This window comes from Lacinutrix salivirga (assembly GCF_053604675.1).
The window spans coordinates 20364-44646 of sequence record NZ_JBSHNP010000096.1; the positions used below are offsets into that span (position 1 = coordinate 20364).

Below are 24283 nucleotides of genomic sequence, written 5' to 3' on the forward strand. Positions count from 1 at the left end.
TATGTGTCATTCAGAGCGCAGCGAAGAATCTCTTAATAACTGCAAAAACAGAAATCTCAATTTAATAAAATAATAATACGCACTCAAACCGCAGTTTATGTGTCATTCAGAGCAAACCGAAGAATCTCTTAATGCCTGAAAAAACAGAAATCTAAATTTAATATAATAATAATACGCACTCAAAGTGCAGTTTATGTGTCATTCAGAGCGCAGCAAAGAATCTCCTAATACCTAAAAAAAAATCACATTTTACCACCTACAAAATCATCAAATTTCTGTAAGAAAACTTCTCCTTTGCGGGAAATCCGCAACAGTATTTTACGAATTTCGATAAAATGCCGAAAAAACATAAAAAAAGCTTGTTTAGTTTCGCATTTTTTTTAGGTTACAAAGTAGGAAAATACATTAATACTGTTTGAACAATGAAAACAAAAAATTAATACTATGAAAAAACTACTATTATTATTTGCAATTATTACAACATTAAGTTGTTGCAAAAAAGACGACGACGACAATAATACTAATCAAAACTTACCACAAGCAACTCAAACAGGAGCAGGAATTTTTGCTTGTAAAGTAAATGAGCAAAACTTTATAGATACAAGCGGTGGCTACTTTAACTGTTTTTATCAATTTACTGGTGGAGAGTATTATTTTGGAATTCAAGGAAGTGATGAAGTAGAAACATTAATTAGTGTTGATATTGGGACTTATAATAAAGAGATTCTAGAAAATGAAACATACCAATTAATTGAAAATATAAATGGTAATGCTTGGGCTGGAAGTAGTTTTAATCCTAATAATACTACTCAAGAATTTTCAACAACAAATTCACAATTCACAGGTGAACTAACTATTACCAAATTAGATTTTACAAATAATATAGTATCAGGAACTTTTTGGTTTGATATAGAAAACCCATATACAGGAGAAACCGTGGAAATTCGAGAAGGTCGGTTTGACACCTTATTTACACAATAACAAAAAAACCGTTTTGCTGGAACAAAACGGCTCATTATAAAGCTAAACACAAAAAATTATGTCTAACAAAAAATCAATTACAAAATTATGAAAAAAATTACGCTTTTTATTTGCTTTGCATTTATATCTCTACTATTAAATGCACAAACCGAAGTTAACAACAATTGGAAAAACCAAATCAACCCCATTTTTCAAGGTTTAAACAAAAACCGAGTGCCACACAAAGTTTTATTAGATTATGCAATGGAATTTACCAATGTTCCTGCTTATAATGGCACATTAACGGACAGCACTTATGTAGATGCCAATATTATAGGAAACATTTTCAAAACCTTATTTATGGGTAAAGTAACCACAAGCAGAGAATTCTGGTTATTTTAATGATGAAGAATTACAATGATGAGCTCAAGCTGCAAATGTTCATTTTTGCCATGGTAATAGTTGGGAAGAAATAATTGAAGCAAGCTGGTTATAACTAATAAAATGTCTGTCTAAATTTATTAAATTTAGACAGATATAATTTTGAATATATGTACAATTATAAAATTTTTTATTGTGTTTTTTTTATTTTGATAAACTTTTATTTAAATAAAAATAATACTGGAGTGGTAATTTATGGTGTTCAAGCCAATTCTATTAGTAAAGAAGAAAAAAAAGGGAAAGAAAAGTTTTTTAATATTTATGATAAGTTAAATAGCACATCATCTAATTTAGAATACATTTTAAAATTTAATAAACATGAATCCAGCTTTAATTTAATTAAAACTTTAGAATCTGACCTAAGCAAAATGGCTACATCCTATGCAAAAAATATAATTTCTAGTGACTACTATTTCAATAAAAAGACAAATTCTATGTATAGAGTAGCTAATATGTATGATAAATATACTTTAATTAAAACTAAGGCCAATACATACAAATGGGAAATTACTAGAGCTCCTAGTCCCTGTAGGACTAGTTCTAATACTTCTTCAGATAAAATAAAAACTAAAGAGTCCTATTTAATTAATATATTTGATATTTACGGAACTTTACTTTATAAAACCAGTAATAATTCATTCAACCTAGAGAAATTTAAATCTGGCATTTATATTATAAAGGCAAATATAAATGAAAGTAAATATACTTTTAAAATAATACATCAATCAAGCTAAATCATAGTAGTTGCTTTATAAATGCAATATAAATAATATATTGCATTTATAAATTGACTAAAAAACATAAGCTTTATTTGACTATCTGTAATATAATTCTACCGCTTCAAACTAAAATGACCTCTATAAATTTGTTCGTTATTTGGTCGTTTAACTACAAACCAGTAATCGGAAGCTGGCATATTCTTACCATTATAAGTACCATCCCAACCTGGACTTAAAGGGTTTAATTTAGTTATAAACTTTCCATATCTATCGTAAATTAATATGGTTAAATTAGGCTCAGACTGCGACGCATAAATTTGCCAATAAGGATGATAATTGTCGCCATTTGGCGTAAAATATTTTGGATAATACAGCAAATAGGTAGTGTCTGCAACTACGCCACAATTATTTTTATCTCTAACAAATACTACATATTCTCCAACGCCTAAATTCGTAAACACGTTGCTATCTTGGTAATTAACGCTATCTATAGAATATTCGTAATCTCCAATACCACTTGCAAACACTGTAATGCTGTTGTTATTTGCAGTCCAATCTTCAATTTCTATTGTATCAATAATGGCTTCATTAGAGGCTACTACTGTAAAGTTTTTAGTCGCACTGCAACTGGTTATTGGGTTTGTAGCAAAAGTATTGGTTACTGTTAGACTGTAGTTTCCTGCTTCAGTTAGCACTATACTTTCTGAAGTTTCGCCACTACTCCACTCGTAACTATCAAATCCTGAGATTGCTGTAATAGTAATACTTTCATCTAAACAGAGATAATAGATAGCTTCTAAGTCTATTTCTGGTGTGTCTAAAATCCCTATTTCGAAACTCGTTGTATCGTAACAAAAGCTATTATTTTCACGCTCTATTCTGGCGTAAATAGTTTCAATAGGACTTTGGTTTACATAAGGTAATACTAAAGGGTTTGTGTTTAAATCTGCATCAGTTTCAGTTAAATGATAAGTAATGGTGTAATTTCCTGTTTGAGTATTTATAATTGAAGCGTTTAAAGTAGAGAAATCAAAATTTTCAATCCCATCATTCATCGCATCACATAAATAATAATTGTTGGGTTGGTTGGCTACTAATTGTCCATCAATAGTAATTGTAAAGTCTGTTATAGCATAGCAACTTTCATTTATAGTATTTTCAACTCTAACAAATACAGGTTGTGGATTAGTTTGTGTTGCAAAACTATTTGGTAAAGGGTTTGCTCCTGTTTCTGCATCTGTAGTGTTTAAGTGATAAGTAATGGAGAATAAAGAAGCGTCTTGCTCCAAAAGCACCACTGTATTAAACGTATTTAGTTGAATAGTTTCCGTATCGTCGTTAATTTCTCCATCACATAAAACCACATCGGAAATTGGATGTGCAATAGGTTGTGTATTTACTATTAGGTTAAAAGTTACCAAATCGTAACAATTACTATTTTGAGTATTATAAATTTTTGCTACAATCTGCTGTGGATTCTGCGTGTTTTCATAATTTTCTGGTAATGTATTAATACCATCCATAGCATCTTGTGTAGATAAATAATAGGCAACATCAAAGATTACTTGCGATTGGGCTCCAAAAACTTCATTAGTTTTTGTAGCTAAATCAAATGTTCCAATACCATTATTAGAGTCATCGTCACAAAGCATATAATGAGTTACAGTGTTTGCTATTGGCACATCGTAAATTGTAACGGTTTCTAGTAAACTACGAGAGGTATTACCAGAATTTACAATTGCCGAAACTGTATATGTGCCTGTTGCTAAATAAATATGTGTTGGACTCTCTTCTGTAGATGTTGTTCCATCGCCAAAATCCCAAAGCACAGAATCTACAGTATCTGTTGCGTCTAAAATAAATTCGGTTGGACTACCAAAACACGTGTTGTTGACCTGAAAACTGGCATTAAAAAACGATTGTATAAATGGAGGAAGCCCAAGATAACAAGTAAAACCATTTAAGTCTAGACCTTTGTTTAAATAATTTGCATCTGGTCCTAAAACATTTGGACTATTAATAACATCTAAAAATGTTGTACTCTCGTTAGCCAAATAAATTTTACCATCTACAGCCAACTGTATTGCTCCAATAAAATCTGATCCTTGATATAAAGTGTGCTGAGAAGCTACAATACTAGTTAAATTAAAATCACTTAAATCAAATTGATATACCGAAGAAGAGTTAATATTATATAGTAATTCTGAAACGTATAGAATACTACTATCTGGAGAAAATTCAATACCATAAGCTCCACCTCCAGAATTTGCAAATACAGGGTTTTCAAGTCTTATTGGATTAGATACGACACCAGTACTATTATCAAAGTCAAAAATTTCGACCTTACTCCCATTACCATAAATTGCCAATGCTAATTTTGAAGCATCTGGAGAGATTTTTAAATATCCAATAGTTTGAGCAACCACACCATTGCCATGAAAAAAACCAACAGAGGATATTACAGGTGTTGTTGTAACACCAGTTGGAGAAACTAAGTAAGCAATAAAATTTTGACTTTGCCAGGAGTGACTTACTACCCAAAAATCTGTGCCGTTTGCATGCTGTACAGCAGATATTTTTTCGGTAGTTGGTGTAGATAAAAGTACGTTTTTAGTTGCGGTAACAGCTCCATCTCCATTATTTAAAGTCATATCAACTTCAGAAAACCGAAGTCCTGACTGACCAGCTTCATTATCTACAGTAAACACATAATAACGGTTAATATCATTAGGTTTTGGAACTATTAAAGCAGATTGTGTGCTCGAAGGATCGCCTAAAAGTCCATTACCATTTGGCATAATCTGGTGATTTTTATCCCAAATTGTTATTCCATCTGTGTAAAACAGTAAATCACCATCTGGTGTAGCAATTGTGGAGCAACCTTCGAAAGTAGATAATTGTCCATCGGTTAATACTTCAGGATTTCCGCTAGTGAAATCTAATCCTACATTATTTCCAAAATACCAAATAGCAGCTTCATTTTGACCAAAACTATATTGGAAACAAAAAGCTATAAAAACCAAAAACAAATACTTTGAACTAATAGGCATAAAATGTAGAATCTACTTAACAGTACAAATTAAAGAAAATAAGTGATTTATAGTACTAAAATCTTTAAAACGGTCTAATATTTGTTAATTTTAAATCAAATAAAAGTGATAAGTAAAGATTTAACATAATGTTTATTACTTTTACAGCGTAGCATAAGCTTATGAAAACAGTATTAACGTTTTGTCTTATTTTTTTTACTGCACTAGTCTTTTCGCAAGAATTCACTAAAGTAGAAGGTGTTGTTGTAAATGTTACTAATAATGAGATTTTAGAAAGCGTAAATATTGTAAACTTAAATCAGGTTATTGGGACTACCACTAATAAGTCTGGCGAGTTTGAGTTGAGAGCAAAACCTAACGACACATTAATCTTTTCATATATTGGTTTTAAATCTATAAAAGTTAGAGTGACTAATGATTGGATTAAATATGGGAAAACAGAAATTGGTTTAACAGAATTAGCGTTAGCGCTCGAAGAGGTTGCTTTAACCGAATTTAAACTTACTGGCTATTTAGAAATAGATATAAAACAAGTACCTGTTAACGATAATTATAGGTATAGTATTTCTGGATTATCCAATGGCTACGAGGCTGGAAATAGGCAGCCAAACGCTATTTCTAAAGTATTAGGCTCCATTCTTAATCCATTAGATTTTCTCTATAATACCTTTAGTAAAAAAGGAAGAGAAATGAAGAAATTAAAGAAAATGAAGCAAGATGATGATATCCGAAATCTATTAGCCTCTCGTTTTGATAGAGAAATGCTAACCGTTTTACTCGAAGTAAATAAGGTAGATTTAGAAGAAATTATTAGTCAATGTAACTACTCTAAAGAGTTTATTGCTACTGCAAACGATTTGCAAGTATTAGATGCCATAAGCGAATGCTACGAAGAATATAAAATTTTAAGTAAATCCAGAACTAAAATATAATTACTTGTTAGAGTGCAGAGCTATTCTATTCCCTTCTGAGTCTATAAATAAAGCCATGTATCCATGCTCTGGAGAAATTTGAGTTTTCTCTTGTAATATTTTTCCTTTTAGTGCTGCAATTCTATTTAATTCAATTTGTACATCCTCACTACCAAAATAAACAAGTGTTCCTTCTTGGCTAGGAATATAACTTTCTTGCTTTACTAAAGAACCTGACGCTCCACTAGGATTTTCGAATGGGAACCAACCCATTAACGTAGTATCAAAATCTTGAACATTAATTTTAACCTCAAAAACTGTTTCGTAGAATACTTTTGCACGCTCCATGTCTTGAACAGGAATTTCAAACCAACTTACCATACTATTTATATTTTAAACCTATTAAAAGTAATACATTTTTAGTTTTTTTCATAAAAACGTTCAATAATTTCCTCATAACTTTTAATTGTTTTTTTACACCAATCTAAACGTTTTTCTAGTTTTTCTGTTTCAGTTAATTGCCAATCAACATCTGTTTTCTTTAATTTAGAGGTTACGTGTTGCAAAATAATTGCTGCAGACACAGAGATGTTTAAACTTTCTGTAAACCCAACCATTGGAATTTTTAAATAACAATCGGCAGCATCTAAAACGGCTTGAGATAAGCCTTCGGTTTCTCTTCCAAAAAAGAAACACGATTTTTTAGTAACATCAAAATCATACAATTCGCAATCGTTAGTGTGAGGTGTTGTTGCTACAATTTGGTAGCCTTCATTTTTTAGATTTTTAATACAATCCTTTACTGTATGATACCTATTTAAATCCACCCATTTTTGAGCTCCCATTGCTATTTCTCTATCAATAAGCTTGCTGTTTACCTCTTCTACAATATTCACATCTTGTATGCCAAAAACATCACAACTTCGTATTACAGCACTTGTATTATGAAGCTGGTAAACATCTTCTGTAGCTACTGTAAAATGTCGAGTTCGTTCATTAATTACACGTTTAAATTTTTCTATTCGGTTAGTGGTTAAATAGCTTTCGAGGTGATTTAGAAGTGCTGTATCTATCATTTAAAAAGTTTATATTTACCCAAAATATTAAAAAATTATTATGCCTCAAGTAAAATCCTCTTTTTTTATTGGTTTACTTTTTATTTTATCGGTATCAATTCACGCGCAAAAACAAGAAAAGAAAACAAATACAATTAACAATTTAATTTCTAAAGTATTTACAATTAGTGATACTGTTGAGTTAAACATTGTTGAAAACGACTCTATAGAAGACCACGTTAAAGCATTAGGAGTAACAATACAAAGTAGCATTATTGAAAATAATCCTGACTTATTTTTAGAGAACTTACATAAAGAATCATTATCCCAAAGTATAGAAAAACATACTTTAGATTCCATTAATACTATAAATACAATAGATAAGGAAACATATAAAAAAGGATTTTTAAACGGATTAATATTAGGCATAGAAAGCTATCCAAAACAAATTGCAAATGCAGTGGAACAAGGCGCTTATTATGATTTTATAAATTATAGATACGACAATAAAGAGCAAACCTATTATTTGTTATTTAGGCTATTTACTAGCGAAGGAGGCGTTAACTATCATGATTATAAATTATGTATTGTTAATAACCAATTGGCTTTTAACGATATATACATCTATCTCGCTGGCGAAAAAATTAGCGAAACATTAGGTAGAATGTATAGATATTCCATAATTAAAAATAATAAAGACAACTCTGATGATAGTAAAAATTTTAGCAAAGTCATTAATGCTATTAACATCTATAAACTAGGTGGTTACAAAAAGGCTTATACTATGCTAGAAACTGTTGAAGGTCCTATTTCTAAAGATAAATTTATGCTAGTTTTAAAAACTCAAATTGCTAGTCAATTAAGTTCTGAGTACTACAGCGAAGCATTAAACGATTTGATTACCCAATTTCCTGAAGATCCAACAATTTATCTTATGCAGATAGATTATTATATTTTAAACCAGAATTATTATGAAGCTTTTGATTTGCTAGATAAACTACAACGCGAAACTAACGACGATTTTTTAAATTACTTAAAAGCAAATGTGGCTTTTGAAGATAAAAATTATGATGTTGCACTAAATAATTACAAATACATGATGGATAATTATCCTAATTTTGTTGAAGGCGCTATTGGAACATTGAGTACACACGTTGTAAATAATGATTTAGAAAATGCAATTAAAATTTTAGATCGCCTAGTTATTGAGGGCTACGATAAAAAAGAATTAATATTTTTTGTTGAAGATAATGATGTATTTGAAGACAATTTATTACAGCCTTTAGCAAAATCTAAGCTATTTAAAAAATGGAAAAGACAGTAGTAAAAAAACATATAGTTGTATTAACAGGAGCAGGAATTAGTGCCGAAAGTGGCTTAAAAACGTTTAGAGATGCTAATGGCCTTTGGGAAGGTCACAATGTTATGGAAGTCGCTTCGCCAGAAGGATTTAAAGCAAATCCTGAATTAGTATTAGAGTTTTATAACCAACGCAGAAAACAATTATTAGAGGTAGCACCAAACCAAGCGCATTTAGATTTAGCAACTTTAGAAAACGATTTTAATGTTACTATAATTACACAAAATGTTGATGATTTACATGAGCGAGCTGGTAGTACAAATGTTATTCATTTACATGGCGAATTACTAAAAGCAAGAAATATTGTTAGTGATAATGAAGTGTTTGAGTGGAAATCCAATATTAATGTAGGCGATGTAGATAATAATGGCCACCAGTTAAGACCGCATATTGTATGGTTTGGAGAAGCTGTACCAATGATGGATAAAGCGGTTGAAATTTGCGAAACAGCAGATTTTTTAATTATTATTGGTACATCTATGCAAGTCTATCCTGCGGCAAGTTTAATGCACTACACACCAGAACGTACTCCTACTTATTTTATAGACCCAAAACCCACTATAGATTCGAACACCTTGCTAACTGTAATTGCAAAACCAGCCACACAAGGCGTTAAAGAGGCTATAAATTTGATAAAAATGAGTCTCTAAAAAGGTTAAGAAATTAAACCGTTTTAAAACTAAAATTAAATAGCCTAATCTTTATTTTTAGCTTCAATCCACTTGCTCATGTATTTTGTACTTTGTAAGGTATGATGCATTAGTAGTTGCCCTGTAAAGTTAGAGTTTCTATGGTGTTGAATGTTTTTTAAGACTTCTTCAAGTTTTAATTTAAATTCTTCTTTAAAATCGGAAGCATTGAAGCGTTTCTCCAAAACCTCAAACCCCTTTTTTTGTTTTGTTTGCCAAAGTGCTTTATCATTATATAATGCCATAGCATTACTTACAATATCGTTAGGATTATCGGTTACAAATCCGTTAGGTTCCATAGTGCCAAATATACCCTCTGCTCCAATTGTAGTTGTAATACAAGGTGTTCCGTTTTGCATCGCATCAAAAAACTTTCCTTTTAATCCTGCTCCAAATTGCAATGGAGCCAAACAAATCTTGGCATTTTGCATTACTGTATTAACATTTTCAGCAAAGCCTTTTATAAAAAAACCTTCTTTAGGATTGTGTAATTGTTCTATTTTTTGAGAACTGTATGAGCCATAAATATGGAGTTCGGCTTTAGGCAGTTGATTTTGCAGCAATGGCCAAATTGTTGATTTTAAATATAAAACTGAATCATAATTTGGTGCATGTAAAAAATTACCTATAGTTACAAAATGTGATCTGTTTTCAAAATTTGGTAGTAGTCTCTTTGTTTCTGCTGAAACTGATGGCATTAAAAATGGAATATATAAAAGAAGTGTTTGTGGTACTTTAAATTGAGTAATTAGTAGGTTCTGCTCTTCTTCAGAAATAATTAAACTCAAATCACATCTATAAATACTAGCTATTTCGCGTTTGGCTAAATCACTAAATAAATAAGAAGGATTGAAAGTAGTATTTTCTTTATAAGCTTGGTGTCTGCCTTTGCGTAAACATTGCAAATCTTCGGTGTCTAAAATGCGTAAAGCGTTTGGACAATGCTCTGCAACGCGCCAACCAAACTGCTCTTCCATCATAAAACGATCGAACAGAACCACAGTTGGCTGGAGTGTTTTTATAAAAGTATCAAAGCTTGGATGGTTTAACTCTATTGTTTTTTGTGTAACTCCAATAGTTTCAAGATTAAAAGCATTATCGCTTTTTGAACAAGGCGACGCAAAAGTAATACTGTAATTTTGGGATTGAAAAAACCTAATAAGTTGCATCATCCTGCTTCCTGCTGCAGAACTTTTAGGTTCTGGCCAAACAAAGCCAATAATGAGCAACTTGTTTTCCATAATTTATTCTGGTTTATTGGTTAATGCATAACCCATTCTTACGCTTTTAGCCCATTTAATAATAGATTCGCGTTGAGTCGCTGTTAATTTTGCTTCTTTATGAGTCCATGTGTAGGAGTCTAAAGGCATTTCTTTGTTTTCGACCATTTCAATAAGTTCATCAAATTTATGGTCTTTTCGTTTTGTAGAATTGGCTTCCCAATTAGAGACATTAAAATGCTTTTTTCCGTCGTTAACATGGTTTGCCATCCAATAATTAATAGGAGTAATAGTGTTATACCATGGATATCGTGTAACATCGCTGTGGCAATCGTAACAACTCTCTTTTAATAGTAAAGCTACTTCTGCTGGTGGTTGAGTTTCGGCAATAAAAGCATCTATAGAGCTAAGTTCTCCTATATTTTTATCTGGACTAAAAAATTGCGCTATTATAAATACTACTATTAGTAATAGTATAATTTTTTTAAGTAGTTTCATTTTTAGTAAATTTAGTGTCTAAAAGTAATAAAAACGTTGACAACACAACAACTCTTCACCGAATTAAATTACGTTAATCACTCGCGCGAAAAACGACTGTATTATGCCAATTTAGTTATTGATAATCCTGATTTAATTCCTAAATTATTAGATATAATTTTTATGGTAAACGACAAGCAATCTCCTCGTGCTGCTTGGGTTTTTGAGTTTATGTGTAAAGAAAATTTAGAAGAAATAACGCCATATTTAGATCAATTTACTACTGCAATACGAAAAGTACATTTAGACTCTGCAGTACGACCAGTAGCTAAAGTTTGCGAATATTTAGCTACTGCCTATTATAGTAAAGAACCTAATAAAATTAAAACTACACTAAATAATACGCACAAAGAACGTATTATTGAAACTTGTTTTGATTGGATGATAAGGGACGAGAAAGTGGCTGTTAAAGCCTATTCCATGACTACATTATTTTTATTTGGTCGTGATTACGATTGGGTTTATCCAGAATTATCGACTATTATTGAGCGCGATTATACCACTCAAAGTGCAGCGTTTAAAGCACGCGGAAGACAAATTTTAAAAAAGTTAAAGAGGCATTTATAAATGCATAACTTTTTTAAGTTCTTTGTCCGAAATAACTAAAAGCTTACTTTTTACTAGTCGTTTTGTTAATTCTCTCCAATTATCGTCTGCATTAAAAATAGATTTTAAAATAGGATGCGCTTTATCAAACTCCTTATTATTTAATAAATTAATAGCGTACCAGTATTTCATCTCTAAATTATCTGGGAACAATTTTTGAGCGTTTAAATACAGGGCTTCTGCTTCCTTAGAGTTGCCTTTTTCCATGGCCAAATCGCCTTTATTCATAAAATCGTAAGCGTTATGTATGGTTACTAATCGCTCTAATTCTGCTATTGGATTATCGTTATCTTCCACTCGCAAATCCATTACAGTATCTTCCCAACTATTACCAGTAGCTTTGGCTTTAACAATTAAAATGGCAGCACTTTGCTTCCCTCTAATATCGCCTTTCTCTGCTTCGGCAGCTTTTAATGCTGCAATAATACGCTTACTTAAAGTGCCTTTAGTAGTTTCAAAAGCATTAGCCATAGCGTCCCAAACCGTATTTTTAAGCATCATATTGGCTTGGACAGAAAAGTTTTTGCCTTGTCTATGTCCTGCCATATCAATGCACGAACTTCCTGTATGAGTAGCCACATTGCCTTCGGTATCTAAAAAAGCAACTTGCCTATACATTTCACCTTCATCTTCCATTATTAAATAGTTTAAGGCTTCTTGTGGTGTTAATCCTTCTTTCATTAAAGCCAATCCTTTTGGTCCATAGCTTGGATTTACTAAAGATTGTGTGGCAACTACTCCAACTCCAGCTTCGCCATAGGTTACTACACTGCCAACACTAAACCAATGGCTTTGCACAGCAACTCCCATTTCTCCTGTAATAGAGTCTCTAGCAACAATAGAATATGTATGTGTAAAAGGCTCGGATTTTTTATAAGTTTGAGCAAACATAGTTTCAGAAATTATAAGTACTGTAATAAGTAAAAACGTCTTCATTTTATTAACAATTTTGCACTAAGATAACTAATTTTGGATGCAATATAAAGCGCAAATTAACTATCTTTGAGACTTGTTAAAAAACAACACCAACTATGTCATTATCTGTATTAAATGCTATTTCGCCAATTGATGGTCGTTATAGAAATAAAATTGATGTTTTAGGACACTATTTTTCTGAAGAAGCGCTTATAAAATATCGTGTTTTAGTAGAAATAGAATACTTTATCTCACTTTGCGAACAGCCTTTGCCACAACTTAAAGCTGTTAATTCTGAAGTTTTTGAAGACTTAAGAGCCATTTATAAATCGTTTTCTACTGAAGATGCTATAGAAATTAAAAATATTGAGAGTGTTACCAACCACGATGTTAAAGCGGTTGAATATTTTATAAAGAAAAAATTTGATGGTTTAGGATTATCCGATTTTAAAGAATTTATTCACTTTGGGTTAACCTCACAAGACATAAATAACACTGCTATCCCGTTAAGTATAAAGGAAGCAATGAATGATGTGTATGTGCCAGAATATTATAATGTTTTAAACCGCTTAAAAGAATTAAGTAAAGATTGGGCAACAATCTCTATGCTAGCAAGAACGCATGGTCAACCTGCTTCTCCAACACGTTTAGGTAAAGAAATCGAAGTGTTTGTTGTACGTTTAGAAGAGCAATTTAATTTATTAAATGATATCCCAAGTGCTGCTAAATTTGGTGGAGCAACTGGTAATTTTAATGCTCACAAAGTAGCCTATCCAAATATAGACTGGAAAGCTTTTGGAAGCCAATTTGTACAAGAAAAACTAGGTTTACAACACTCTTTCCCAACCACACAAATTGAGCATTACGATCACATGGCTGCTTTATTTGATTGTTTAAAGCGTATAAACACTATACTTATAGATTTAGACCGAGACATTTGGACGTACGTGTCTATGGACTATTTTAAGCAGAAAATTAAAGTTGGCGAAGTAGGAAGTTCTGCAATGCCACACAAAGTAAATCCTATTGATTTTGAAAATTCTGAAGGAAATTTAGGGATTGCCAACGCTATTTTTGAACATTTATCGGCAAAACTACCAATATCTAGATTACAACGTGATTTAACCGATAGTACTGTTTTACGCAATGTTGGTGTACCTTTTGGACATACCTTAATAGGTTTTAAAAGTACTTTAAAAGGGTTAAATAAATTATTGCTTAATGAAGAAAAGTTTAAAGCCGATTTAGAAAACAATTGGGCTGTTGTGGCAGAAGCAATACAAACTATTTTACGTCGTGAAGCCTATCCAAATCCTTATGAAGCCTTAAAAGGATTAACACGTACAAACGAAGCAATTACTCAAACTTCTATCTCAAATTTTATTGATACCTTAGCGGTTAGTGATGCAATTAAAACCGAATTAAAAGCAATTACACCTAGTAATTATACAGGAATTTAAATGGTTACAGACAAACACAATCTATATCTAGCTACTGCAATGCTACTCCTCTTTTTTTTTAGTGGTGTGTTTGATATGTTAGATAATTTTATGATTATTGTTTTGTTGTTACTTTTATTTATTGCTGTTTTTGCGAATGTTATTATGGCTTACAAACCCTCGAATGAAGACGAGATAGTAGAGGATAAATCTAAAAATAAACAATAAAAAAAAGGGTTGCGCCAACAACCCTTTTTACATTTAAACTATACATTTTTTATTTCAAAAAATCCATAATTCCTTTTAATTGACTATCGTCAATATCTCCTTTACGCATTACATCCATTAAAGTCATTAATTGCTCTGGGTTCATATTATCACCTAATACTCTTACTACTCCAAAACCTAATTCAGAGTTTCGGCCAAAAACTATAAACTCATCAATATTGTCGTCTTCTCCTATATATTTTACAGAAAACTTACCTGCTGCATCACTAAAGTCCATTAATTCCTGAAATTTTTTAGCTTTTAGGATGCCTTTCATTTTATTAACTTCTTCATCATATTGAGTGCTATTCTCTTTATCTTTTTTATAGATTAAAAAGTTTAACCCTTCAATAGCTTCGTAAGCTTTTTGTTGTTCTTCTGTTAATTGAGCTTCGCCTATGCTTAATAATGATTTTGGTAAATCTCCTGTTATAAAGTTCTTATTTTCAGAATTTTCAACAAAATATGTTTGCAAAGTTGGCTCTGTATTACAGCTTACAATTAGAGTAAATAATACAACTAACAGACCTGTTTTTTTAATGAATGCGTACATATTATTTTTTGTTTTTCTTTTCTAATTCGTCGCCTCCAGGAAGATTCATTTTCTTCGTTAATTTAGAGATTTGATTTAAATCTATGTCTCCAGTTAAGGAAACTACAACTGTTTCAAATTTTCTATCACTACCATTAATACTAACATTAGCATCTTTTGTCACTGCATCTAAACCGTTAACAAACATTAATAACTCTTTTACGTGATCAGAATCTTTTCCTTCTTTTACATAAAACTTCATAATAACACCATTGTCTCTGACTTCCATTAATTCTTCTAGAGACGATGTGCGTTTTTTTACATAATTCATAATATCCAAAGCAATGGCTTTATCTCCTGTTGCTAAGGTTTTAAAACTAGTAATGCTATTTACCATATCTAAATACTCTTGTGCTTCTGGATCGTCTGTATTAATATCCATTTTTGCAAGTAGCTGAAACATTTTTGGTTTTGCAGAAAAATAAGTTACATTATTATTTTCACTATATTTTTCAAAAACATCTTGTGCCATTGCTGTTAAAGGCATTAGCATAATTGCCATTACCATTAAAATAATTTGCTTTTTCATCGATTTAATATGTATTGTTTTCATAATTTCTATTTTTTAATTGTTAATTTCTACTTTTTAGTTTTAAAAATAATACTGGTTGTGTTTTCAATTTCTTCAAGGTATCCAACTTGTGTGCCAGCTTTTTCAATTTCGCCTAAATACGACACTTTTGCTGTTCCTTTATTGAAATTTTTTGATACCATTTCCATAGAGGTTTTAAACTGATTAAAAGCCATATATTGCTCCTTCTCAGAATACGTGTCTCCACCAAATGATGTGTTTAAATAAAACCCAAACATTAAAACTGTTACTGCTGCAACACTTAACCACTTATAATTAAATTTGTTTTTAGTTTGTAATGGTAGGTTTTTAGTAAACTGTTCTTGTTGGTTTACCAAAAAATACGTAAACATAGGTTTATAAACTTCTAAATGTGGTGCAACAGTCTCTTGCGAAAAATAGTTTTTTAACTGTTGTTCTTCATGCAAAGTGGTCTCTCCATTCTCGTATTTTTCTAGTAATTTTTCTATATTATTTAATGCCATAACTATGTGTATTAGTTAGTTTTTCTCTTATCGTTTTTCTTGCTCTAGACAAGGCAACGCGTACAGCTGTTGGTTGCATATCTAGCATTTTTGATATCTCGTCATAATCATACTGTTCGATATCGCGTAATTGAATTACCATTTTTTGTTGTTCTGGCAATGCTTCTATAATTTTAGCTACCCAATTTACACTGTCGTTTAATTCTAGCTGCTTTTGTAGTGATACCGATTTATCTTGATAATTATTATGTACAATTTTTAAATTTTGAGCTTGTTTAGACTTTAACTTATCCAGACAAAAATTCTTTGTCATGGTCATAGAAAAGGCTTCAACATTTTTATACTCTTGTATTTTCTTTTTATTCTTCCACAATTTTAAAATAATCTCTTGCGTTGCATCTTCCGCTTCTTCTCTAGACACTAATAATCGCTTCGCAAGGCGAAACACTTTATCTTTAAAAGGCATTACTATATTTAAAAACTCCTTTTGTGTCATGTTTTGGTTGTGGTTACAAATAGCTGTATTAAGGCTACTTATTATTACGACGAACAACTAACTGTTTTGTTACAATTTATTTTTAAAGTTAAAAACTTTACTTACTTTTAAGCTGAAAAAGAAAGAATTATAATTATGATTAGACTTAAAAAATACGCGATTTTATTAGTAACCTTCTTAGTACTAACAAGTTGTTTTGAAGATAGAGATGATAACGCCATTACAACTACAGAAATTAACGACTTTGTGTGGAAGGGTTTAAATACCTGGTATTTTTGGCAAGCCGAAGAAGTACAAGGTGAAGTTAACGATTTAGCAGACGATCGTTTTAGTAGTGATGCAGAATACACCGCATTTTTAAACAGTTTTAATAGTCCTGAAGCTTTATTTGATAATTTACTATTTTCTGAAGACCGTTTTAGTTGGATAGTTGACGATTATTTTGCACTCAATAACTCCTTAAATGGTATATTTAAAACCAATGGTGTGGAATATGGACTAGTTAGGATTAATGGAGGACCAGAACTTGTAGGTTACGTTCAATATATTTTACCAAATACAGATGCCTCTACAAAAAATATAACACGAGGTGATTTATTTTTAACTGTAGATGGCACACAACTTACAGAAACTAATTTTAGTGGTTTATTGCGTACTGGTAGTGATTCGTACACTTTAGGAATGGCAAACTTAAATAATGGCACATTAGAAACCAATGGCGAAACCATTGCACTCACCAAACAAGATTATACAGAAAACCCAGTTTATATTACTAAAACTTTTGAAGTTGATGGTATAAAAGTAGGCTACTTAATGTACAACCGTTTTACTGCCGATTTTGATACGCAATTAAATAATGCTTTTGCAGAGTTTCAAGGATTTGGTGTACAAGAATTAGTTTTGGATTTACGCTATAATTTAGGAGGAAGCGTCAACTCTGCTATAAATCTTTCTAGTATGATTACAGGTCAATTTACAGATCAGTTATTAGTTACACCAACAACTAACCCAAAAGTAGAAAATGTTTTTGGTGCCAGAAATTTTCCTGCCACTTTAAGCAACCAAACTTCTATAAATAGTTTAAATTTAAATAAAGTTTATGTTTTAGCTCAAGGGTCTTCTGCTTCTGCTAGTGAATTAGTTATCAATAGCTTAGCGCCTTATATTGATGTGATTCATATAGGAGAAACTACTCGTGGTAAAAATGAATTTTCAATAACGCTTTACGATATTCCATCTTGTGGTTATGTTACCTTTTTTGAAGATTGTAACGATGTGCCAAATCCAAGCCATAATTATGCGATGCAGCCTTTAGTTGGACGTTATGAAAATGCAGCAGGCTTCTCAGATTTTACAGATGGTTTAATGCCAGACATTGAATTTCCAGAAGATATAGAAAACCTTGGTGTTTTAGGCGAGCAAACCGAGCCACTTTTAGCTAGAGCAATACAGCATTTAACCGGCAACGGAAGGATGGCTCCTCCAAAAACAATTTCTCCAATGGATGTATTAGCTACCTCTAGCGATTTTAAGCCTTTACGAGATAATATGTATGTGGAACCTAGTTTTTAAAACTATATTAATATAAAAAAAGCGACCAATTGGTCGCTTTTTTTATAAATATGCATATTATTTTTGTAAACAATTACAGTGTTAGATTAAATCCTATTCTATAGTTTCTTCCTTTGGTAGAAAAACGATACAACTCCTCATAATCTTCATTAAACACATTGCTAACACCTGCAAAAAGCTTTATTTTATTATTTAAAACACTATGGCTAATATTAAAATTCACTAAGCTAAAAGACTCTAAAGTTCTATTTGCTGTAAAATCATCATTTAAAAAAGGAGATGTGCGCTCACTACTAAACTGGTAACTTAAAGAAGCAAAAGTACGCTCACAAAATTGGTAGTCAATACTTGCATTTATTTTGTGTTTTGGCACTCTAAAAATAACACCATCCTTTCGTTCTGTAAAGGTGTAATTAGCATTAAAATCTAACTTAGTCAATGGTGAATAGCCTAATTCTACTTCTACACCTTGTACTGTAAAATCATCCTCTAGGTTTTGATATTCGCCTTCAAAAGTCACAAAATCTGTGGTAACATAATCTATAAATTGTTTTTGTTTTCTGTTGAAGTATATCGAACTTACTCTAAAGTTTTCAGCTAAATTAAACTCAAAACCACCTTCAATAGTACTATCCTCCTGTGCTTGCAAATTAGCATTCCCAAACCCTGGAGCAAATAATTGATATAACGAAGGTGTAATGTATGCAGTACTATAAGATGCCAATACTTTAAGTGAGTTATTGTTCATTTTAAATACATAAGAAGGATTTATGTTATACACAAAATTGCTTCCGTATTCACTATGATTATTTAAACGTGCTCCAACATTTGCATTAAAACCAAAGTCCGAAATGTAAGTTAAATTTACATAAGGATCTAAAATATTATCGTTTGCTGTCTCTGGATTAATACTTGTTGTAAAAGCTGAACTACCAAACGGAATAGTTTCGTTTGTCATTTCTGTTTTTACATAATTCACACCAACAACACTAAGCAATTTATCAGAAAGTCTATACTTGTTAAACGCATCTATAACTATAGAATTTGCTTCAAATTTACCAGGAAAATCGCTTCTAAACTCTCTATCTATAGTATTATAAGCAGCATTTGCAGTAACGCTTCCTTTGTTATAATTAAACTTAGGCGCAACTCCTACTCTATACTGCTTGTTTAAAGACAAATTGTTTTCATCTATAAAACCAAATCCACCATCATACTCTGTATTATACTTATCAAAATTCCCAAAAGCAGTCAGCTCAAAAGCATTACTAAATTTATAATTAAGCTTTAAATACCCATTAATTTTAGAGTATTCGTCGCTATTATATTTAGTATTTCCTTCAGCAGCTTTTATGGCAGATAATCCATCTGTAAACGTATTGCTAAAATTTGCTAGATATGAAAACTTTTCAATTGTTCCATTAACACCAACACTATTAGTAAAGTCGTTAATCGCTAAATCACTATCGTTTTGCGAATTATTTGTACCTAAAAACGAAGAAAAATTAGCATTTATAGCTTGCTTAGATGCCGATTTTAAAGTTATGTTTATAACAGCTGTAGAGGCTCTGTTTCCATACAATGCACTAGAAGCTCCTTTTAAAATTTCAATAGATTCAATTTGATTTAAATCTAATAATTGCAAATCAAAATTATTTTCAATTTGCGAAGGATCACTCAAAGCTATACCATCGATAAGCACTAAAACTTGCCTGTTTTGGCCTCCTCTAACATAGGTTCCTAAATTTTGACCAGCTTGGCTGTTACTTCCATTAATTGAAATTCCAGATTTAGTATTAATTAGCTGACTAAGCGTTTCGCCAGCATGTTGCTCAATTTCTTTGGCAGTAATTTTTACTACTGTTTTCCCTGAGTTTTCGCGTTTAAGCGTAAATCTAGAGTCTGTAATTACTACTTCTTCTAATTGTTCAACCTGTGTTGAATCTGTTTGTTGTTGAGAAAACCCAACACCAGTTACTAAGGCACATAATGCCAATAGAACATGTTTTTTGTTGTTCATTTTAATTTAATAATTGCTCGAGAATCGCATGGACTATCACACGAAAAACTTTTATCCCGAAAGTTTGACTTATATGTTTTGAATTTGGCAGGTCTCCTGACTTGCGTCTTGTTATTGGTCTTCCCATCTTTATTAGACAGTGACATGAAGTTTAATAACAAGCGTTATAGCTTACAGTTGCGGGAACAGCTCTAGATTTTAACTAGATTCCCTTTTAATCGACGCAGTCGTCCCAAACTTGTTTTGGGATCTCATACTAAATGCATCAAACCAAAATTCTATGCAAAAGTATATTCTTTTTTAAATGCAGACTAATTAAACTTACTTTTTCTTATTCATTTTATAAATAAGATAAATAAAGCCAATTAAAAAATGTAGTAATATAATTCCTCCTACTATATATATTGTTAAATTTGAACCGTCTCTCATGACTAAAATTTTATATAAATTTAAAGGAAACTATTTCGTTAAAGTGCTACTAATGTTACAAAAAAAACTTTTTTTATACGTTCTTATTTCAATTTTAATAAGTTTTACTTCTTGTAAAAAGGAAACAAAAACAACTATTGAAACTACTAATACCATAGGAAAACAAATAGATTTAAAATATGCCGAAGGATTTGCAATAAAAGATATTGGCACTTATAAAGTGTTGGAGATTAAAAACCCATGGCCAAAAGCTGAAAACAGCTTTAAATATACTTTAGCTAATTATGAAGACGATAGGCAAGCCGATAATACAATTTCGCTCCCAATACAAACCATTGTAGTCACCTCTACTACGCATATTCCTGCTTTAGAGCTTTTAGGCGTTGAGCAAACTTTGGTTGGTTTTCCTGGAACAGATTATATTTCTTCTGAAAAAACAAGAGCAAGAATTAATAATGGTAAGATTAGAGAATTAGGTAAAAACGAAGGCTTAAACACGGAAGTTTTACTAGATTTAAAACCCGATTTGGTAATAGGTTTTGGAATAGATGGTAACAACAAAACCTTTGAAACCATACAAAAAGCAGGAATTCCTGTAATTTATAATGGCGATTGGGTAGAAAAATCACCTTTAGCAAAAGCAGAATGGATTAAATTTTTTGGTGTATTATATAACAAACAAAAAGAAGCTGATTCTATATTTAATACTATTGAAAAAAACTATTTAGAAGCAAAAGCAATTGCTGCAAAAGTGAACAAACAACCAACCATTTTAAGTGGAGCAATGCATAAAGACATTTGGTACTTGCCAAATGGAACAAGTCCTGAAGCTCAAATTTTAAAAGATGCCAACGTTAATTATTTATGGAGCGACACTTCAGGAAGTGGTAGCTTAGCTCTAAATTTTGAAACCGTTTTTGACAAAGCAAAAAATGCCGATTTATGGTTAAGTCCTTCCTACTACTCAAGCATGGAAGCGCTAGAAAAAGCAAATAAACATTACACCAAATTCGATGCGTTTAAAAACAAAAACATTTACTCTTTTGCAGAAACTAAAGGAGAAACAGGTGGTGTTTTATACTATGAATTAGGTACTGCACGACCAGATTTAGTTTTAAAAGATGTGATTAAAATCTGTCATCCAGAATTATTAGAAAATTATACACCCTATTTTTTTAAAAAATTAAAATAGCATTAATGTCACTAATAGCAAAGCGATGAACGTTATATTTTCTGCTTTGTATATTTACATAATATTGTTCGCTTCGCCAAAATGACAAAACAGTAAACTATTGAAAAACAACTATAAATATCCATTTATAATTCTCACTATAACGTTGTTGTTGTGCTTTTTTGCAAATATTAGTTTAGGCTCTGTATCTATTCCTTTTAAAACCATTTTTGAGAGTGTAATTGGTGTAACAGATAATTATATTATTCAAAATTACAGGCTCCCAAAAGCATTTACAGCAATTTTAGTTGGTTCTGGTTTAGGCATTTCAGGACTGTTAATGCAAACCTTATTTAGGAATCCGTTAGCTGGACCTTTTGTGCTTGGTATAACTTCTGGAGCAAGCTTAGGTGTTGCCTTAGTGATTTTAGGAGCAGGCCTCTTTGGAGGTGTTTTTGCTACTTTATTAATCTCTAAATGGACTATAGTTATTGCTGCGAGTTTAGGGAGTTTTTTAGTTTTATTGGCTGTATTAATCGTGTCTTCTAGAGTTAGAGACACAATGGCAATTTTAATTATAGGCCTTATGTTTGGTAGCATTACTGCTGCAGTAGTAAGTGTCCTCTCCTACTTTGCTTCTGCAGAACAATTGCAACAGTATATTTTTTGGGGATTTGGTAGTTTAGGTAATCTCTCTTGGAGTGAACTTGGGATTTTCTTTATTATTTACTGCTTAGGGATTCTTTTAAGCATCCTCTCAATAAAAGGATTAAACACCTTATTACTTGGCGAAAATTATGCTAAAAGCTTAGGCTTAAATATTAAGCAAAGTCGTTTTATTATTATCATCGCAACGAGTTTATTGGCAGGAACTATAACCGCATTTGCTGGTCCTATTGCATTTATAGGATTAGCAATACCACATTTAACACGGCAAATTTTTAACACCTCTAATCATAAAATATTATTACCAGCTGTATTTTTATTTGGCGCAATTGTAATGTTAATTTGCGATAGTATTGCACAATTACCAACTAGCGATTATACCTTACCTATTAACGCAATAACCTCATTAATTGGTGCTCCAGTGGTTATTTGGTTATTGGTTAGAAAACGAAAGATGGTGTTTTAATGGAGAACAAAAACCAACATATCATCCTTAAAACCGAAAATCTAAACATAGGTTACACTTCTAAGAAAGCGGAAACTAGTATAGCTTCAAACATAAATATTAGTTTAAAAAAAGGTGAACTTATTGGATTAGTTGGTGGAAATGGTATTGGTAAATCTACTTTATTACGAACGTTAACTCAAGTACAACCACAATTATCTGGTGCTATTTTTTTAAATAATAAACCTTTAGAAACTTATGCTAATATTGACTTAGCAAAAGCAATGAGTTTGGTTTTGACTGAACCTATTGTCTCTAAAAATCTTTCGGTTTTTGAATTAATAGCCTTAGGAAGACAGCCTTACACCAATTGGGTTGGTAATCTATCGGAAATGGATATTAGTATTGTAAACAAAGCCATTTTACAAACTAATATCGAAGTTTTAAAACATAAAAAATGCTTTGAACTAAGTGATGGACAGCTTCAAAAAGTAATGATTGCGCGTGCTTTAGCTCAAGATACAGATTTAATAATATTAGACGAGCCAACTACGCATTTAGATATGTACCATAAAGCCTACATTTTAAAATTGCTTCAAAAAATCACAAAAGACACTGGTAAAACCATCTTATTTTCTTCTCACGAAATAGATTTAGCCATTCAATTATGTGATAGTATGATAGTAATGACTGAAAACGAAGTGATCTCAAACACGCCTTGTAATCTCATTACTAAAGGTACTTTTGAAACTTTATTCCCTAAAGACTTAATTATTTTTGACGATAAAACGGGAAGTTTTAGGGTAAAAAAATAATCTTAACATGCTGAACTTGTTTAAGCATTTCAAATAAATTATTTAATTAAGATTCTATTTCTTTATCATCAGTCTTAGGATTGTGAAGAACTAAAGTTTTAAATGGTTGCTCATCAATAAAGCATTTCTTTGGTAAATATTCCTCACTAAATTTCATTTGATTGGAATTAAACCATTTTACTTTATATAATACTTTTGAAATTATTTTTTTCCTACCTCCATTTGGATAATATAAATCTTCTCCTACTTCTTTTTTATAACCACAAAGAACAAATTCTGGTGTAGCATAATTAACTACATATTGAACAGTTACTTTTTTTTCTTCGGTAGTATTTCCTTTTATTATTTCCTTTTTTACTGAACTTCTCTTTTTAAGAATTTCAAGTTTTTTAGTTTTAAAATATACAATATTACCATAAACATAATCTGCATTCTTATAATCTGAAACTTCATCAATAAGACTTTGATACTTTGAATCGTCTGATTCGTACTTTTCTCCATCCATTTTAGAAATATAAAAGTTTTTAAAATCCATTAACATAGATTCATAAACAACTACACTTTTAAACTCGCTTTTATTATCATCAAAAAACAAACAAGTATATTTTATTCTTTCTCCAATAGTTTTACCATTACTAGTATCTACAACTTTCTTTTTTTTATCTTCAAAAAACACTTCTTTAACAATCATAAAAGGTGGCACCAACTTTCCATCTCCTTTTATATATCGATCATAAAGTAATGGATGTGTTTTAAATGTTACTATTTCTCCAACTTTATATTTATTAACTAAACTCATTCTATTATTTTTTTATTTAAGATAAGAAAAATACTATATTTACTTTAAAGTAA

25 protein-coding genes and 1 riboswitch are annotated in these 24283 nt (G+C 31.1%); of the genes, 13 read left to right on the plus strand and 12 right to left on the minus strand.

The window, feature by feature from the left end:
* Positions 1-444 precede the first annotated feature (444 nt).
* The 3 genes from ACVC5O_RS05270 (at position 445) to ACVC5O_RS05280 (ending at position 2135) form a co-directional block, all read left to right on the plus strand.
* Complete coding sequence (locus ACVC5O_RS05270) at positions 445-981, plus strand: DUF6252 family protein (RefSeq protein ID WP_452220424.1); 537 nt, start codon at positions 445-447, stop codon at positions 979-981.
* Between the two features lie 87 nt (positions 982-1068).
* Positions 1069-1362, plus strand: coding sequence for a hypothetical protein (locus ACVC5O_RS05275; RefSeq protein ID WP_452220425.1), 294 nt, complete (start codon positions 1069-1071; stop codon positions 1360-1362).
* Between the two features lie 188 nt (positions 1363-1550).
* Positions 1551-2135: a T9SS type A sorting domain-containing protein gene (locus ACVC5O_RS05280; RefSeq protein ID WP_452220426.1), complete on the plus strand. Its 585-nt coding sequence runs from the start codon at positions 1551-1553 to the stop codon at positions 2133-2135.
* A 98-nt stretch (positions 2136-2233) separates the two neighbouring features.
* On the opposite strand, the gene ACVC5O_RS05285 is transcribed toward ACVC5O_RS05280, so the two are convergent.
* The gene (locus ACVC5O_RS05285; protein ID WP_452220427.1) at positions 2234-5170 is read right to left on the minus strand and encodes a T9SS type B sorting domain-containing protein; all 2937 of its coding nucleotides are present in this window, start codon (positions 5168-5170) and stop codon (positions 2234-2236) included.
* Positions 5171-5331: 161 nt separating this feature from the next.
* On the opposite strand from ACVC5O_RS05285, the gene ACVC5O_RS05290 reads away from it, so the two are divergent.
* Positions 5332-6102, plus strand: coding sequence for a carboxypeptidase-like regulatory domain-containing protein (locus ACVC5O_RS05290; RefSeq protein WP_452220428.1), 771 nt, complete (start codon positions 5332-5334; stop codon positions 6100-6102).
* Here ACVC5O_RS05290 and ACVC5O_RS05295 read toward each other — a convergent pair whose 3' ends face one another.
* Together ACVC5O_RS05295 and ACVC5O_RS05300 are read right to left on the minus strand one after the other, a co-directional pair.
* Positions 6103-6462 carry a VOC family protein gene (locus ACVC5O_RS05295; protein ID WP_452220429.1) on the minus strand — a complete coding sequence of 120 codons (360 nt, stop codon included), beginning with the start codon at positions 6460-6462 and terminating at the stop codon, positions 6103-6105. It abuts the gene before it with no gap.
* Between the two features lie 38 nt (positions 6463-6500).
* The gene (locus ACVC5O_RS05300; RefSeq protein WP_452220430.1) at positions 6501-7157 is read right to left on the minus strand and encodes a TrmH family RNA methyltransferase; all 657 of its coding nucleotides are present in this window, start codon (positions 7155-7157) and stop codon (positions 6501-6503) included.
* 40 nt (positions 7158-7197) lie between these two features.
* Here ACVC5O_RS05300 and ACVC5O_RS05305 point away from each other — a divergent pair, with 40 nt between their 5' ends.
* The gene (locus tag ACVC5O_RS05305) at positions 7198-8460 is read left to right on the plus strand and encodes a hypothetical protein (RefSeq protein ID WP_452220431.1); all 1263 of its coding nucleotides are present in this window, start codon (positions 7198-7200) and stop codon (positions 8458-8460) included.
* Entirely contained in the window at positions 8445-9146 is a 702-nt protein-coding gene (locus ACVC5O_RS05310; protein WP_452220432.1) for an SIR2 family NAD-dependent protein deacylase, read from the plus strand. Before ACVC5O_RS05305 ends, ACVC5O_RS05310 begins: the two co-directional genes overlap by 16 nt.
* 44 nt (positions 9147-9190) lie before the next feature.
* Here ACVC5O_RS05310 and ACVC5O_RS05315 read toward each other — a convergent pair whose 3' ends face one another.
* Entirely contained in the window at positions 9191-10426 is a 1236-nt protein-coding gene (locus ACVC5O_RS05315; RefSeq protein ID WP_452220433.1) for a glycosyltransferase, read from the minus strand.
* Between the two features lie 3 nt (positions 10427-10429).
* Positions 10430-10903: a heme-binding domain-containing protein gene (locus tag ACVC5O_RS05320; protein ID WP_452220434.1), complete on the minus strand. Its 474-nt coding sequence runs from the start codon at positions 10901-10903 to the stop codon at positions 10430-10432.
* Between the two features lie 36 nt (positions 10904-10939).
* Between ACVC5O_RS05320 and ACVC5O_RS05325 the strand changes: the two genes are divergently transcribed.
* On the plus strand, positions 10940-11509 hold the full coding sequence (locus ACVC5O_RS05325; RefSeq protein WP_452220435.1) for an adenylosuccinate lyase: 570 nt from the start codon (positions 10940-10942) through the stop codon (positions 11507-11509).
* Here ACVC5O_RS05325 and ACVC5O_RS05330 read toward each other — a convergent pair.
* Positions 11504-12484, minus strand: a complete 981-nt coding sequence (locus ACVC5O_RS05330; protein WP_452220436.1) for a DUF1028 domain-containing protein — start codon at positions 12482-12484, stop codon at positions 11504-11506. The two genes, ACVC5O_RS05325 and ACVC5O_RS05330, sit on opposite strands and share 6 nt — an antisense overlap.
* 95 nt (positions 12485-12579) lie before the next feature.
* On the opposite strand from ACVC5O_RS05330, the gene purB reads away from it, so the two are divergent.
* Together purB and ACVC5O_RS05340 are read left to right on the plus strand one after the other, a co-directional pair.
* Positions 12580-13923 (plus strand): adenylosuccinate lyase, encoded by a 1344-nt coding sequence (gene purB, locus ACVC5O_RS05335; RefSeq protein ID WP_452220437.1) that lies wholly within the window; start codon positions 12580-12582, stop codon positions 13921-13923.
* Positions 13924-14130 carry a hypothetical protein gene (locus ACVC5O_RS05340; protein ID WP_452220438.1) on the plus strand — a complete coding sequence of 69 codons (207 nt, stop codon included), beginning with the start codon at positions 13924-13926 and terminating at the stop codon, positions 14128-14130. It begins immediately after the preceding gene.
* A gap of 49 nt (positions 14131-14179) precedes the next feature.
* Here ACVC5O_RS05340 and ACVC5O_RS05345 read toward each other — a convergent pair whose 3' ends face one another.
* From ACVC5O_RS05345 to ACVC5O_RS05360, 4 genes are read right to left on the minus strand one after another with little or no spacing between them, the layout of a single operon-like run.
* Positions 14180-14722, minus strand: coding sequence for a DUF4252 domain-containing protein (locus tag ACVC5O_RS05345; protein WP_452220439.1), 543 nt, complete (start codon positions 14720-14722; stop codon positions 14180-14182).
* 1 nt (position 14723) lies between these two features.
* Positions 14724-15314, minus strand: a complete 591-nt coding sequence (locus tag ACVC5O_RS05350) for a DUF4252 domain-containing protein (RefSeq protein ID WP_452220440.1) — start codon at positions 15312-15314, stop codon at positions 14724-14726.
* Between the two features lie 26 nt (positions 15315-15340).
* Positions 15341-15817 (minus strand): hypothetical protein, encoded by a 477-nt coding sequence (locus tag ACVC5O_RS05355; protein ID WP_452220441.1) that lies wholly within the window; start codon positions 15815-15817, stop codon positions 15341-15343.
* Positions 15804-16313 (minus strand): RNA polymerase sigma factor, encoded by a 510-nt coding sequence (locus ACVC5O_RS05360; protein WP_452220442.1) that lies wholly within the window; start codon positions 16311-16313, stop codon positions 15804-15806. The genes ACVC5O_RS05355 and ACVC5O_RS05360 overlap by 14 nt, the downstream gene beginning before the upstream one ends.
* A gap of 135 nt (positions 16314-16448) precedes the next feature.
* Here ACVC5O_RS05360 and ACVC5O_RS05365 point away from each other — a divergent pair, with 135 nt between their 5' ends.
* Positions 16449-17885: a S41 family peptidase gene (locus ACVC5O_RS05365; RefSeq protein WP_452220443.1), complete on the plus strand. Its 1437-nt coding sequence runs from the start codon at positions 16449-16451 to the stop codon at positions 17883-17885.
* Positions 17886-17958: 73 nt separating this feature from the next.
* Here ACVC5O_RS05365 and ACVC5O_RS05370 read toward each other — a convergent pair whose 3' ends face one another.
* On the minus strand, positions 17959-19905 hold the full coding sequence (locus ACVC5O_RS05370; protein ID WP_452220444.1) for a TonB-dependent receptor plug domain-containing protein: 1947 nt from the start codon (positions 19903-19905) through the stop codon (positions 17959-17961).
* A gap of 69 nt (positions 19906-19974) precedes the next feature.
* Positions 19975-20157: riboswitch (cobalamin riboswitch) on the minus strand.
* 229 nt (positions 20158-20386) lie between these two features.
* Here ACVC5O_RS05370 and ACVC5O_RS05375 point away from each other — a divergent pair.
* From ACVC5O_RS05375 to ACVC5O_RS05385, 3 genes are all read left to right on the plus strand, one after another.
* Positions 20387-21526, plus strand: a complete 1140-nt coding sequence (locus tag ACVC5O_RS05375) for an ABC transporter substrate-binding protein (protein ID WP_452220445.1) — start codon at positions 20387-20389, stop codon at positions 21524-21526.
* 100 nt (positions 21527-21626) lie between these two features.
* Positions 21627-22637, plus strand: coding sequence for a FecCD family ABC transporter permease (locus tag ACVC5O_RS05380; protein ID WP_452220446.1), 1011 nt, complete (start codon positions 21627-21629; stop codon positions 22635-22637).
* Positions 22637-23431, plus strand: a complete 795-nt coding sequence (locus ACVC5O_RS05385; protein ID WP_452220447.1) for an ABC transporter ATP-binding protein — start codon at positions 22637-22639, stop codon at positions 23429-23431. The genes ACVC5O_RS05380 and ACVC5O_RS05385 overlap by 1 nt, the downstream gene beginning before the upstream one ends.
* A 46-nt stretch (positions 23432-23477) precedes the next feature.
* Here ACVC5O_RS05385 and ACVC5O_RS05390 read toward each other — a convergent pair whose 3' ends face one another.
* On the minus strand, positions 23478-24230 hold the full coding sequence (locus ACVC5O_RS05390; protein WP_452220448.1) for a hypothetical protein: 753 nt from the start codon (positions 24228-24230) through the stop codon (positions 23478-23480).
* Positions 24231-24283: the final 53 nt, after the last annotated feature.

Bases quoted from the DNA above. Each gene is read 5' to 3' on its own strand.
- ACVC5O_RS05370 (WP_452220444.1), bottom strand. From the start codon at position 19,905: ATGAACAACAAAAAACATGTTCTATTGGCATTATGTGCCTTAGTAACT.
- ACVC5O_RS05305 (WP_452220431.1), top strand. From the start codon at position 7,198: ATGCCTCAAGTAAAATCCTCTTTTTTTATTGGTTTACTTTTTATTTTA.
- purB (WP_452220437.1), top strand. From the start codon at position 12,580: ATGTCATTATCTGTATTAAATGCTATTTCGCCAATTGATGGTCGTTAT.
- ACVC5O_RS05295 (WP_452220429.1), bottom strand. From the start codon at position 6,462: ATGGTAAGTTGGTTTGAAATTCCTGTTCAAGACATGGAGCGTGCAAAA.
- ACVC5O_RS05345 (WP_452220439.1), bottom strand. From the start codon at position 14,722: ATGTACGCATTCATTAAAAAAACAGGTCTGTTAGTTGTATTATTTACT.
- ACVC5O_RS05300 (WP_452220430.1), bottom strand. From the start codon at position 7,157: ATGATAGATACAGCACTTCTAAATCACCTCGAAAGCTATTTAACCACT.
- ACVC5O_RS05330 (WP_452220436.1), bottom strand. From the start codon at position 12,484: ATGAAGACGTTTTTACTTATTACAGTACTTATAATTTCTGAAACTATG.
- ACVC5O_RS05275 (WP_452220425.1), top strand. From the start codon at position 1,069: ATGAAAAAAATTACGCTTTTTATTTGCTTTGCATTTATATCTCTACTA.
- ACVC5O_RS05270 (WP_452220424.1), top strand. From the start codon at position 445: ATGAAAAAACTACTATTATTATTTGCAATTATTACAACATTAAGTTGT.
- ACVC5O_RS05385 (WP_452220447.1), top strand. From the start codon at position 22,637: ATGGAGAACAAAAACCAACATATCATCCTTAAAACCGAAAATCTAAAC.
- ACVC5O_RS05350 (WP_452220440.1), bottom strand. From the start codon at position 15,314: ATGAAAACAATACATATTAAATCGATGAAAAAGCAAATTATTTTAATG.
- ACVC5O_RS05390 (WP_452220448.1), bottom strand. From the start codon at position 24,230: ATGAGTTTAGTTAATAAATATAAAGTTGGAGAAATAGTAACATTTAAA.
- ACVC5O_RS05355 (WP_452220441.1), bottom strand. From the start codon at position 15,817: ATGGCATTAAATAATATAGAAAAATTACTAGAAAAATACGAGAATGGA.
- ACVC5O_RS05320 (WP_452220434.1), bottom strand. From the start codon at position 10,903: ATGAAACTACTTAAAAAAATTATACTATTACTAATAGTAGTATTTATA.
- ACVC5O_RS05290 (WP_452220428.1), top strand. From the start codon at position 5,332: ATGAAAACAGTATTAACGTTTTGTCTTATTTTTTTTACTGCACTAGTC.
- ACVC5O_RS05365 (WP_452220443.1), top strand. From the start codon at position 16,449: ATGATTAGACTTAAAAAATACGCGATTTTATTAGTAACCTTCTTAGTA.
- ACVC5O_RS05360 (WP_452220442.1), bottom strand. From the start codon at position 16,313: ATGACACAAAAGGAGTTTTTAAATATAGTAATGCCTTTTAAAGATAAA.
- ACVC5O_RS05310 (WP_452220432.1), top strand. From the start codon at position 8,445: ATGGAAAAGACAGTAGTAAAAAAACATATAGTTGTATTAACAGGAGCA.
- ACVC5O_RS05285 (WP_452220427.1), bottom strand. From the start codon at position 5,170: ATGCCTATTAGTTCAAAGTATTTGTTTTTGGTTTTTATAGCTTTTTGT.
- ACVC5O_RS05375 (WP_452220445.1), top strand. From the start codon at position 20,387: ATGTTACAAAAAAAACTTTTTTTATACGTTCTTATTTCAATTTTAATA.
- ACVC5O_RS05315 (WP_452220433.1), bottom strand. From the start codon at position 10,426: ATGGAAAACAAGTTGCTCATTATTGGCTTTGTTTGGCCAGAACCTAAA.
- ACVC5O_RS05340 (WP_452220438.1), top strand. From the start codon at position 13,924: ATGGTTACAGACAAACACAATCTATATCTAGCTACTGCAATGCTACTC.